13 protein-coding genes and 2 tRNA genes are annotated in these 12,687 nt (G+C 23.4%); 10 read left to right on the forward strand and 5 right to left on the reverse strand.

What is annotated here, in order from left to right; all coding sequences use genetic code 11:
* Positions 1-12: 12 nt before the first annotated feature.
* Both BAKON_RS02770 and BAKON_RS02775 read right to left on the reverse strand, forming a co-directional pair.
* On the reverse strand, positions 13-591 hold the full coding sequence (locus BAKON_RS02770) for an NfuA family Fe-S biogenesis protein (RefSeq protein ID WP_014499674.1): 579 nt from the start codon (positions 589-591) through the stop codon (positions 13-15).
* An 897-nt stretch (positions 592-1,488) separates the two neighbouring features.
* The gene (locus tag BAKON_RS02775; protein WP_014499675.1) at positions 1,489-2,004 is read right to left on the reverse strand and encodes a single-stranded DNA-binding protein; all 516 of its coding nucleotides are present in this window, start codon (positions 2,002-2,004) and stop codon (positions 1,489-1,491) included.
* Positions 2,005-2,566: 562 nt separating this feature from the next.
* Here BAKON_RS02775 and dnaB point away from each other — a divergent pair.
* The 5 genes from dnaB (at position 2,567) to hemW (ending at position 7,551) form a co-directional block, all read left to right on the forward strand.
* Positions 2,567-3,964, forward strand: coding sequence for a replicative DNA helicase (dnaB, locus tag BAKON_RS02780; RefSeq protein WP_014499676.1), 1,398 nt, complete (start codon positions 2,567-2,569; stop codon positions 3,962-3,964).
* Positions 3,965-4,271: 307 nt separating this feature from the next.
* Positions 4,272-5,231, forward strand: a complete 960-nt coding sequence (gshB, locus tag BAKON_RS02785; protein WP_044005645.1) for a glutathione synthase — start codon at positions 4,272-4,274, stop codon at positions 5,229-5,231.
* 13 nt (positions 5,232-5,244) lie between these two features.
* Positions 5,245-5,655 (forward strand): Holliday junction resolvase RuvX, encoded by a 411-nt coding sequence (gene ruvX, locus BAKON_RS02790; RefSeq protein WP_014499678.1) that lies wholly within the window; start codon positions 5,245-5,247, stop codon positions 5,653-5,655.
* 67 nt (positions 5,656-5,722) lie between these two features.
* Positions 5,723-6,376 carry a YggS family pyridoxal phosphate-dependent enzyme gene (locus BAKON_RS02795; protein ID WP_014499679.1) on the forward strand — a complete coding sequence of 218 codons (654 nt, stop codon included), beginning with the start codon at positions 5,723-5,725 and terminating at the stop codon, positions 6,374-6,376.
* Between the two features lie 44 nt (positions 6,377-6,420).
* Positions 6,421-7,551, forward strand: a complete 1,131-nt coding sequence (gene hemW / locus BAKON_RS02800) for a radical SAM family heme chaperone HemW (RefSeq protein ID WP_014499680.1) — start codon at positions 6,421-6,423, stop codon at positions 7,549-7,551.
* Between the two features lie 10 nt (positions 7,552-7,561).
* On the opposite strand, the gene trmB is transcribed toward hemW, so the two are convergent.
* On the reverse strand, positions 7,562-8,281 hold the full coding sequence (gene trmB, locus BAKON_RS02805; RefSeq protein ID WP_014499681.1) for a tRNA (guanosine(46)-N7)-methyltransferase TrmB: 720 nt from the start codon (positions 8,279-8,281) through the stop codon (positions 7,562-7,564).
* A 114-nt stretch (positions 8,282-8,395) separates the two neighbouring features.
* On the opposite strand from trmB, the gene mutY reads away from it, so the two are divergent.
* From mutY to murI, 3 genes are all read left to right on the forward strand, one after another.
* Complete coding sequence (gene mutY, locus BAKON_RS02810; protein ID WP_014499682.1) at positions 8,396-9,448, forward strand: A/G-specific adenine glycosylase; 1,053 nt, start codon at positions 8,396-8,398, stop codon at positions 9,446-9,448.
* Between the two features lie 19 nt (positions 9,449-9,467).
* Positions 9,468-9,701, forward strand: coding sequence for an oxidative damage protection protein (locus BAKON_RS02815; protein WP_014499683.1), 234 nt, complete (start codon positions 9,468-9,470; stop codon positions 9,699-9,701).
* Between the two features lie 78 nt (positions 9,702-9,779).
* Positions 9,780-10,568 (forward strand): glutamate racemase, encoded by a 789-nt coding sequence (gene murI / locus BAKON_RS02820; RefSeq protein WP_014499684.1) that lies wholly within the window; start codon positions 9,780-9,782, stop codon positions 10,566-10,568.
* Here murI and sbcB read toward each other — a convergent pair.
* The gene (sbcB, locus tag BAKON_RS02825) at positions 10,555-12,000 is read right to left on the reverse strand and encodes an exodeoxyribonuclease I (RefSeq protein ID WP_014499685.1); all 1,446 of its coding nucleotides are present in this window, start codon (positions 11,998-12,000) and stop codon (positions 10,555-10,557) included. The two genes, murI and sbcB, sit on opposite strands and share 14 nt — an antisense overlap.
* Before the next feature lie 81 nt (positions 12,001-12,081).
* Between sbcB and BAKON_RS02830 the strand changes: the two genes are divergently transcribed.
* Complete coding sequence (locus tag BAKON_RS02830; RefSeq protein ID WP_014499686.1) at positions 12,082-12,390, forward strand: DUF496 family protein; 309 nt, start codon at positions 12,082-12,084, stop codon at positions 12,388-12,390.
* Between the two features lie 11 nt (positions 12,391-12,401).
* Here the strand turns inward: BAKON_RS02830 and BAKON_RS02835 are convergent.
* Positions 12,402-12,474 (reverse strand) — tRNA-Asn (locus BAKON_RS02835).
* 133 nt (positions 12,475-12,607) lie between these two features.
* On the opposite strand from BAKON_RS02835, the gene BAKON_RS02840 reads away from it, so the two are divergent.
* A tRNA-Ile gene (locus BAKON_RS02840) sits at positions 12,608-12,680 on the forward strand.
* The last annotated feature ends 7 nt before the right edge of the window (positions 12,681-12,687 follow it).

The following is a 12,687-nucleotide window of genomic DNA, read 5'->3' on the forward strand; positions in this document are numbered from 1 at the left end:
ACTTACCTAAAATTAGTAAAATGAATGTTGTCCATGTAAATGCTCTGTTTTATCACATACTTTTTTTATTTCAGGAAAAGAAGATAATAATTTTCTTTCCACTATTTCTTTTAAAGTCGATCCAATCATCGAACATCCATTACAGCCTCCACTAAATTGTATTGTAGCAATTCCATTTTGATCAATTTTAATTAAATGTACTTGTCCTCCATGCATTGATAATTGAGGATTGATTTCTAAACTTAAAAAATATTCTATTTTTTCTTCTAGTGAAGAAAATGATTTTTTAGAAAAGTTATTTTTAGCATATGGAGCTTTTAATGTTAATTGAGAACCAAGTTTATCTACGATAAGATCAATTTGTGCATTTTTTAAATAAGAAAGAATATTCTTATTCACGTAAACAAAAAATTTATCATATTTTAACTGAACATCTGATTCTTCTATCTCATTCTTCGGACAAAATGCGACTCCACATTCAGCTTGAGGTGTACCTGGATTAACTATAAAAATACGTATTTGAGTATATTTAGGTTCATTTGATAAAAGCAATGTAAAATGTTCTTGTGCGTTTTTTGAAATAGTAATCATAAAAGTTATCGAAAAAAAATTTTTATTGGTAAATGATATTACTAATTTATTTAAGAAAATACAAGAATATTTGAATTTGATATAAATATTTTCTTTAAAAAAATAAAAATAATTATGATTCAGAATAAGAAAATATAAATTAAAAATTCTATTAAAATACTATGAGTAGAAGGAGAATAAATATTATTCTATTAAGAGAATAAGGGATAAATTTAAAAAATTAGTTTTTTAAATTTTATATAATTTAATTAACCCAATCTAGAATAAATAAAAATAGATAAAGTAATTTAAATATGAAAAAAATGTGCCTAAAAAAATTCATTTATCTGGAATAATCTATAAGAAAATTAATTACTATTTATTTTTAGTTGTCTTTTTTTAAAGATGCTTTATCTATCATTAGTACTAATTCTTACGTATGTTTTATAGAAAAAACATATAATACCATTCTAGATTGATTTAAATAAATAATATTATAAAATGATAAATTAATTTTTAAATTGGCAAAATATCAACTTAAAAAAATGTCTCCAAGACCTCATTATATTATATATAAAATATACTTATATTACATGTTTTAAAAATAATGTAAAACTATCAACAAAAAATTTAGCAACAATTTTCTTAATTAATTTACATAGAGAAGAAAATTTTATTAAAACTTTTGTTTAAAAATATAAAGTGCTATAGATAATTTAATTTTTAAAAAACAGAAAAAATAATTAATAAAAAATTGTCAAAAATTGATTTAATTTCTATAGAAAAATATATTCTTACTTCTTTTTCTCATACTAAAAAGTGAATTTTTTCGCTTCATTAAATTTTAGAAAATTATTTAAAAAATATATCGCCCCAAAAAATTGGGGCCTTTATTACATTAATCTTTAAAATAATTGATTAAAAAGGAATTTCATCATCAAAATCTATATCTGAAGAAGAATGAATTAAATCTTTACTTGATTTATTTATTTCTGTATTTTTATCAAAATCTACTTTGTCTATTTTTTTTATTTTCGTTTGAGTGTTATGGTTATCATTAGCGGGTATTGCTTGTAAGTTAGAATTACGATTACCGAGCATTTGCATTGTACCACCAATATTTACAATAATTTCTGTAGTATAACGCTCAAGTCCATTTTGATCTTGCCATTTTCTGGTTTGTAATGATCCTTCAATGTATACTTGAGAACCTTTTCGAAGATACTCGCCAGCAATTTCCGCTAATTTTCCAAACAAAACTATTCGATGCCATTCTGTTTTTTCTTTATTTTCGCCAGTATTCTTGTCTTTCCAGTTTTCTGAAGTAGCTAATGTCATGTTCACTACTGCATTACCATTAGGCATATAACGAACCTCAGGATCTTGACCTAAATGTCCAATAAGAATAACTTTATTTACACCTCTACTTGCCATGATAGAAACTCCATTTTTAAAACTTAATTTTAAAAAAATGCACTTCAATGAATAAATTTAAATTATACATGTTAAATATTTTATTTAGTATAATCAAATCTATAAAAATGCTATATTATTTTTCAAAACTTTTAAAATATATTAAATATTAATTTCTTGTTATTTCTTGTTATTAATCTAGAAATAAAAAAATATGATGATTTTTATATTATTTATTTTATAAAAAATATTTATAGATTCTATCTTTTAAGATGTAAGAAATTATCTATGAATGATTATTAAAAATGTATATTTTTAAAAATTAATAAGAACAATTAAAATTATTAAATATAATTTTAACTAATTTTCATATTAGATACCTTGATAAAGTAATATAAAAATATAAATAAAATATTTCTCAATATGAAAATTAAAAAATTCGGTATATTTTATACTTTTTCAGTTTCATAATATATAGAAATAAAAATAAAAAAATATTTTGCAAAATGACTCAAATAGATTAGTCCATAGATAGTGTATTATTGCAATATTACGATATAATTTCACACAGATTGACTAAAAAATGGTATATGCAATAAATATGGCTAAAAATAAATTATATTTAAATCAAATTAATAGATTAAAAATTCCACCACATTCTTTAGAAGCAGAACAGTCAGTATTAGGTGGATTAATGTTGGATAATGAACAATGGGATAATGTTTCAGAGCACGTAGTTGCCGATGATTTTTTCAGTAAACCTCATCGTTTAATTTTTCAAGAAATGCAAAAACTTCTTGATTTAGGATATCCAATAGATTTAATTACTCTATCAGAGTCTTTAGAACAAAAGGGAAAATTAGAAAGCGTAGGTAGATTTTCTTATTTAGCTGAACTATCAAAAAACACTCCTAGCACAGCGAACATTACTGCATATGCTGATATAGTTCGAGAACGTGCTATAGTAAGAGAAATGATATTAGTAGCCAATAAAATAGCTAATGCTGGATATGATACACAAGGTCGAAAAAGCGAAGAACTATTAGATTACGCAGAATCAAGTGTATTTAAAATTGCAGAAAAACGTTTCAAGAAGGACTCAGGACCAAAAAATATCGAACAAATTCTTGATGAAACTGTTGCTAGCATTGAAAAATTATTCTTATCTCCTCATGATGGTGTAACAGGAGTCAATACAGGATATCAAGATTTAAATAAAAAAACATCAGGCTTGCAACGTTCTGAACTCATTATTATTGCAGCAAGACCATCTATGGGAAAAACGACATTTGCTATGAATTTATGCGAAAATGCTGCTATGCTTTATGACAAACCAGTGTTAATATTTAGCCTGGAAATGCCTGGCGAACAAATTATGATGCGTATGTTAGCATCTTTATCTAGAGTTAATCAAGCACGAATTCGAACCGGACAATTAAATGATGAAGATTGGGCACGTATGTCTGGCACTATTAATATTCTTCTCAAAAAAAAGAATATTTATATTGATGATTCTTCAGCATTGACTCCTAGCGAAGTACGTTCAAGAGCACGTCGTATTTATCGTGAAAATAACGGATTAACTTTAATAATGGTAGATTATCTACAACTAATGCGAGTGCCTTCTCTATCTGAAAATCGCACTCTTGAAATTGCAGAAATATCTAGAACATTAAAAGCATTAGCAAAAGAACTACAGGTTCCAGTAATAGCTCTATCACAACTCAATCGATCTTTAGAACAAAGATCAGATAAAAGACCAGTCAATTCAGATTTACGTGAATCAGGATCTTTAGAACAAGATGCGGATTTAATAATGTTTATATACCGTGATGAAATCTATAATGAAAACAGTGATCTTAAAGGAATAGCAGAAATTATAATAGGAAAGCAAAGAAACGGACCAATTGGGACAGTATGTTTAACTTTTAATGGACATTGGTCTAGATTTGATAACTATTCGGGTCATAAATATGATTAAATATTAATGTATTCAAAAATTTTTGAATAATTTGAAAATAAAAATATAAATTATAATTATTAAAAAATATTTTTTTAATTATTTAACAAGAAAAAATTAATTCTTTTTTTAAATAAATTATTTAAAAATTAAAAATCATTAAATTTTATAAAATTATAAATTTTTATGAAAATAAGTTTATCAATATATTTTAAAAAAATAATTAAAATAATATTATTTTAGATTTGAATATATCAATAAATCACTAATTTAATTTCACTAAAAAATATCTACTTAAAAAAATTATTCAATTACTAAGATGAAATATATGTGTAAAAAAACAAATTTAAAAATTGGAATATTAATGGATTCTATTGAATCAATTAATATAAAAAAAGATTCAAGTTTTGCTATTTTATTGGAAGCTCAAAAAAGAAACCATATCATTCATTATATGGAAATGAATGATCTGTATTTAAGAAAAGGACATCCATATGCAAGAACTCGTTTAATAAAACTAAAAAAAAATATAGAAAAATGGCATAGCTTCACTAAAGAACAAAATATTTCTTTAAGCGAATTAGATGCTATTTTCATGCGAAAAGATCCTCCGTTTAACACTGAATTTATTTATTCAACATATATTCTAGAACGTGCAGAAGAAATGGGTGTGTTAATAATTAATAAACCTCAAAGCTTACGTGATTGTAACGAAAAAATGTTTATATCATGGTTTGCTAATCTAACTACCGATACTTTAGTAACAAGAAACTTTATTCAAATACGTCAATTCTGGGAAAAAAATCAAGATATTATAATCAAACCATTAGATGAAATGGGAGGATCTAATATCTTTCGAATCAAAAAAAATGATCCTAATTTTTCAGTTATTATTGAAACAATGACAAATCATGAAAAAAAATACTGTATGGTTCAAAATTATTTGCCAGAAATTAAGCTTGGTGATAAAAGAATTTTAATTGTTAATGGAAAACCAATCCCTTGGTGTGTAGCTAGAATTCCATTAAGTGGAGAAACAAGAGCTAATTTAGCAGTTGGAGGAAAAGGAAAAATACAGTCACTAAGTAAAAGCGACTGGAAAATAGCAAATTATTTATCTCCTATTTTGAAAAAAAAAGGTTTAATTTTTGTTGGATTAGATGTGATTGGTGATAAACTAACAGAAATAAACGTGACAAGTCCAACATGTATTTGTGAAATCGAATCAGAAAAAAATATTTCTATTACTGGAATGTTATTAGATTACATTGAAAAAAAAATCTTATGATAGAGAAAATGAAATGATAGTCATTGCGTTTGATTTTGGTATAAAAAAAATTGGAGTAGCTGTAGGAGAAAACATAACTAAAAAAGGAAGACCTTTAAATGTCTTAAATGCTCATCATGGAAAGCCCAATTGGAACAATATAAAAAATTTAATACAATATTGGCAACCTAAATTTATTATTGTAGGTCTTCCATTAAATATAAATGGTACAAAACAGAACATGACTAATAAATCAGAGAAATTTGCTAATTTATTGAAATGTAAATTTAATACTATTGTAAAAATGCATGATGAACGCTTAACAACTGTAGAAGCTAAATCAATAATTTTCAAAAAAAATGGTTTTAAAGCATTAAAACAAGAAAAAATTCACTCTTGCGCCGCTGTAATTATATTAGAGAGTTGGTTTAATCAATATTTTTAAAGATGCAATTATTGAAAAATCATTTAAAAAAAGAGAATAATATGAACAATATAAAGTTTAATTTAAAATGTATAAAAAAAAAATACAAAATATTATAAAAGACAATAATCTTTCTTTAAAAAAAATAAAAATTATAGCAGTTAGTAAAAAACAAAATGCTAACGTTATTGAACAAGCAATATTATCAGGCATTAATAATTTTGGAGAAAATTATGTACAAGAAAGTATTATTAAAATAAAAAAATTAAAAAAATATCAAGATGTTAAATGGCATTTCATCGGTAAAATACAATCCAATAAAACTAAAAAAATCGCTCATTATTTTTCTTGGTGTCAAACAGTTGACAGAAAAAAAATCGCTATTTTGTTAAATAAATTTAGACCTGTGTATTTACCACCAATAAATGTATTAATACAAGTGGATGGTTTCAAAGAAATTAAAAATAATAAGAATTATATAGAAAAATATCAATCACTAGCAACATCAATTTCTTTAATGCCCAATCTAAATTTAAGAGGAATTATGGCAATGCCTTTAATAAAAAAAAATATTACTGAAAGTAACATTCAATATGAAAACATAAAAAATATATTCTTCCAATTAAAAAAACAACACGCATCAATAGATACTTTATCATTAGGTACAAGTTTTGATATAAAGGAATCATTACTTGCTACAAGTAATATGTTGAGAATTGGACGTGATATTTTTAATAAATAAAAAATTATTTTATAAAAGCCAATCTAAAAAATGAAAATTTTATCATGTTTATATTACCCCCTATTAGTTTATATATTCACATTCCTTGGTGTTTAAAAAAATGTGGATATTGTGATTTTTATTCATATGTTAGTCAAGAAATTATTCCTGAAGAAAAATACATTGAAAATTTATTAAAAGATCTTGAAAAAGATCTATCTCTAATTAACAATAGAAAAATAAATACTATTTTCATTGGTGGTGGTACACCTAGTTTATTAAAAAGCAAATCCATAAAAAAACTACTTCAAGGTGTACAAAAAAGGATTATGATTTCTAAAAATTCAGAAATTACTATAGAAGCTAATCCTAAAACATTAGAATATCAGCGTTTTATTCATTATAAAAAGTCTGGCATTAATCGTTTTTCATTAGGTATACAAACGTTTAATTCAAATTTATTAAAAAAAATAGAACGTACATATAATTCAAAAGAAGCAATAAATGCTATTTTAGAATCAAAAAAAATTAGTGATAATTTAAATTTAGATTTAATGTATGGTTTACCTGGTCAATCAATAGAAGATGCATTATTGGATTTACAGATTGCCATTAAATACAATCCATCTCATATATCATGGTATCAACTCACTATAGAAACTAATACTCTATTTTATGCGAAAAAAATAAAACTACCTAATGAAGATATCGTATTCAATATGTTTATTGAAGGAAATAGATTATTAAAAAAAGCAGGATACAAAAAATATGAAATATCTTCATATTCTAAACTTAATTATCAATGTCAACATAATCTTAATTACTGGAATTTTGGTGATTATATAGGAATAGGTTGTGGTGCTCATGGTAAAATCACTCAAAAAAATGGTAAAATCATCCGAACTATTAAAAATAAAAATATAAATTATTTTTTAAGTGGTAATTATCTCAATTCTATACATACAGTATCTGAAAAAGACAAAATATTTGAATATTTTATGAATGTTTTTAGGTTATATCAACCTATTCTAAAAAAACATTTTCGAGAGAAAACTAATATAAACGAAAGTTTTATAGAAAAAAAAATTCACATAGCGATACAAAAAGGATTTTTAATTAATGAATTAAATTATTGGCGTACAACAGAAAAAGGGAAGAATTTTTTAAATTTACTATTAGAAATTTTTTTAAAATAAAATTAAAGTACTATTTTTTTAACTGAAACATTAAATCAAAAATATTGTTGCCTCGAAGACGCCCTCTCTTTTCAAATTTAGTTATCATACGAGAGGTCGGACGTTTAATAAAATTATTTTTTTTAGACAAATTTTTATAATTTTTAATATCTTGTATTTCATCTAATATATAAAAAGCATATGATTCTGAATCAGTAGCAATATGTAATGTACCATTAATTATTAATTTTTTTGAAATGATTTTTAAAAAATTATTATTTAACAATCTTCTCTTATTATGGCGTTTTTTATCCCAAGGATCTGGAAAAAAAATTTGTATAGTTGACAGAGTATGATCGGAAATCATCTTATGTATAACTTCAATTGCATCATGATAAATCACTTTTAAGTTTTGAACTTTATAAGTATAAGCAGAATATAAACAAGATCCTATGCCTGATTTATATACTTCTATTCCTATAAAATCTTTATCTGGAAAATTAATAGCAGTTTTGACTAAAGATTCTCCTGAACCAAAACCAATTTCTAATATAACTGGAGCAGTACGATTAAATACAGATAATAAATTTAATGGTTTTAATTGAAAATCAATACCAATTAAAGACCAATATTTTTGAATTGCACTTAACTGAGATGCAGTAATACGACCTTTTCTACATACAAAACTACGAATTTGACGCAAAAAAATGCCATTATGGTTATATATTGGAGTTATAATATTATTCTTCATATTTTTACTTAAAATGTTATTTTAAATTAATTAAAATAATTTATTTAAATCATATTTTATCAATTTTTTTAAAAAACATATCTATAATTTTTTATAAAAATGGTTCGTATTATAATGACAAAATATATTTTTTCACAATTTATTTTAAACTGGTACCACAAAAATGGTAGAAAAGATTTACCATGGCAAAAAAATAAAACATTGTATACAGTTTGGATATCTGAAATAATGTTACAACAAACAACAGTAAAATCCGTCATTCCTTATTTTAAAAAATTCATATTAAATTTCCCAAACATAAAATCTTTAAATGATAGTACATTAGATGATGTGTTGCATTTATGGAGTGGTCTTGGATATTATAATAGAGCTAAAAACATTTATAAATCAGCACAAATAATCAAGAAAGACTTCCAAGGAATATTTCCTGATCAATTTTTAAAAATCATTAAATTACCTGGAATAGGAAAAACTACAGCAGGAGCTATTTTATCTTTATCATTAAATTTTTTTTATCCTATTTTAGATGGTAATGTAAAAAGAATTTTAATGCGTTATTATGGAATATCAGCATTTTTAAAAGATAAAAAAACAGAAAAAAAATTATGGAAAATTATTGAATCGATTACGCCAATATATAATACAGGTAAATTTAATCAGGGTATGATGGATATAGGATCGTCTATTTGTACACCTGTAAAGCCAAAATGTAAAATTTGTCCATTAAATAAAGAGTGCATTGCTAAAATAGAAGAAAAATGGGAACAATACCCTTTAAAAAATATAAAAAAAATATATCCTAAAAAAACATCTTGGTTTATTATAATTAAACATAACAATTACTTTTGGTTAATAAAAAATACGGAAGAAAATATCTGGAAAAATTTATTTTGTTTCCCAAAATTCAATAGTAAAAAAATAGCTTTAAAATGGTTAGAAAACAAGAAAATAAATATAAATTCTCATGAAAAAATGACATCATTTGTTCATAAATTTAGTCATTTTTCTTTACATATTCATCTAATTTTAATCAAAATATCTTGTATTTCAAATTTTTTACAAAAAAAAAATTCAAGTATTTGGTATAATTTAAAAAATCCTCAACACATAGGATTACCCCAACCAGTACAGAAAATACTTAAAAATTTTAAAAAAGACGTTTTTTAAAAAAAGGAGTATTCAAATAATGAAACGTATTATTTTTTGCACATTTTTAAAAAAACAATCTGAAGGTCAAGATTTTCAATTTTATCCAGGTGAATTAGGAGAAAAAATATACAATCAAATCTCAAAAAAAGCATGGGAAAAATGGATAGCAAAGCAAACTATTTTAATCAATGAAAAAAAATTAAATATGTTTAACCTTGAAGACCGTAAAAAAATTGAAGAACATATGAAATTATTTTTATTTGAAAAATAACATATTTTTATATAAAATTTTTTAGAATATTTTTCTAACACACACTACTTAATATCACTTACTTTAAAAAATAATACAGTGCTTATATTTGATTCTGGTGTCGGTGGGTTGTCTATATTGAAAAATATAAAAAAAATTTTACCAAAAATTCATTATATTTATATATTAGACAACGAAGCATTTCCTTACGGAAATAAAACGGAATTTTTCATTATTGAAAGAAGTATAAAAATAATTAATACAATAAAAAAAATTCATCCTATTACTATAGTTGTAATCGCATGCAATACAGTAAGTACTGTAGCCTTGTCTATTTTAAGAAATAAATTTAAATTTCCTATTATTGGCATATTTCCTGATATAAAAACTGCTTCTAAAATAACTAAAAATAAAATTATTGGTTTAATAGCGACTAAAACTACAATTAATTCTTATTATACAAAAAAAATAATCTATAAAAATTCTTTTTCTAATACCATACAAGTAATAGGTACAAATAAATTAGCTCTAATAGCTGAAAAAAAAGTTCGAGGTATTACAGTTCCAGAAATAAAATTAAAAGATATTTTTCAACCATGGACTAGTCTTTTATCATATCCTGATACTATTATATTGGGCTGCACTCATTTTTCATTATTAGAAGAAGAAATCAAGAAAATTTTATATAAAAAATCATCTCTTTTTTTTATTGATTCTATACAAAAAGTTGCATTTCAAATTAAAAATTATTTTTATAAATCAAAAAATAATCAAAATATAAAAAAAAACATTCTTTTATATTCAAAAAATACTAAAGACTTGCAAAATTTATTATGTTATTTAAAAAGATATCAATTTGCAAAAATTGAATATTTTAATTTAAATTAGCGCTTTCAAATAATAATTTTTTATATTTTTGAAAAACGTATTCTAATAATTCTTTTAATAATATTACTTTTTCTATATTTTTAGAATATTTTTGCAGTAAAAATTTAATTTTATTTTCATATTCTTTTAAAAATATTGGATTAAAAGTCTTCATGCAATATTTTAACCATATTTTTTTTTCATTTTCATTCAATGTATGAAAAAAATTACGAGCACGATAACGAAAAAGTAGATTTTTTAAGCGAGAATCATGAAAATTAAAATTCATATTTTTCAAAAAAACTGGTTTAGTATTTCTGATAATTTTTATAATTTTTTTATCATATAAGTTAAAAAAAGAATTATATATTTCTAAATCAACATTATCAGAATCATGTATTTTCTTTTCTTGAGAAAAAATAATTTGAATATTTTTAATAAAAAAATTGTTTTTTTTTATTAAATTGATTTTTTCATCAAATGAAGATCTATGAAAATTTAAACGATTATAGTCTTCTTTTTGCATTATTTTTATTGGTGCTAGCATAGGACATCGATTCAAATATAATAATACTACTCCTAAATCAAATAAGTTTTTAATAAAAACATCATCAAAATATATTTTTTTACATACGTGTATCAATTCGTTAATATTTTTAAATAAATCAATAGCAATTAATATGTTGCTATTATTTTTATGCCATGCTATAGGAAGTATGCAACTCATATTATGACGCACAGCACCAAAATAACTAGAAATATAAATTACTGGTTCAAACTTTTTTAAATCAATCAATTTATATAATTCGTTTTTTTTTCTTATTTTCAAAAAAAAATTAAAAAGTCTAGGCTGTTTTTGCTTAACAAGTTTTGCCATTTCAATAGTTGCGTATACATCCGAAACCGCATCATGTGCATTTAAATGTACAATATTATTTATTTTTGTTAAATCTGATAATTTAAAACTTGGCAATCCTAATTCATTTTTAGGCCATTTTATACCACTGGGTCTCAATGCATAACATGCTCGTAATAAATTCAATATGTCCCAGCGAGAGTTCCCATTCTTCCAGCTCCATTCGTAAGGATCAAAAAAATTTCTATAAAAAATATTTCTAGTAATTTCATCATCAAAATTAATATTATTATAACCAACAATACAAGTATTAGACTCTGTTAAAATATTATGTATCTTCTTAGAAAAATTATATTCATTACTTCCATTTTTTTCTGTATATTGAGGAGTAATATGAGTGATTAAAACAGAACAGGGATCAGGTAAATAATCATCTGATGGAAAACAGTAAAAATAATATGGATTATCTATTATATTTAAATTTGTATCCGTTCTGATACATGCAAATTGAGCAGGTTTATCTAAACATGCATTTATGCCAAAAGTTTCATAATCATAAAACAAAAAAGTAGATGTATTTTTTTTAAATTGTATCATTTTTTGATTTTAATAAAATAATTTAATAAACTATTAAACTCCTAAAAAATTAATTAACTTAATAAAAAAAGGCTTTTTAGTATGTCAGAGACAAAAAAATCATTTAAAAATGTATTAGAATTCGTTCATAAATTTAGAAGAAAAAATAAAATTAAAAGAGAAATAAGCGATATTGAAAAAAAAATACGAGATAACCAAAAAAGAATACTACTATTAGATAATCTTAGCCAATATATTACATTAGATATGAATTATGAGGAAATTAAAAAGATAATTTGTATGATGAAAAATGATTATGAAGATCGAGTAGATGATTATATTGTTAAAAGTGCAGAGTTATCAAAAGAGAAAAGAAATTTGTCAAAAGAATTAAAGTCAATTGTTAAATAATGTATTTTTTTCTCCTCCGACTGGATTCGAACCAGTGACATACGGATTAACAGTCCGCCGTTCTACCAACTGAACTACAGAGGAATATAAATATATATATCAAAATTTTTTATATGTGTCAAATATATATATATAAATTGTTTAAAAATATAAAATTTTTAAAAGAGTTCTAGATTATTAGAAAAAATTGCTTTATAGTAGAAGGGTAAAAAAATATGGCCCTTTAGCTCAGTGGTAAGAGCAGGCGACTCATAATCGCTTGGTCGCTGGTTCAAATCCAGCAGGGGCCATCAATAA

Source organism: Buchnera aphidicola str. Ak (Acyrthosiphon kondoi), assembly GCF_000225445.1.
Taxonomy (GTDB): Bacteria; Pseudomonadota; Gammaproteobacteria; order Enterobacterales; family Enterobacteriaceae; genus Buchnera; species Buchnera aphidicola_A.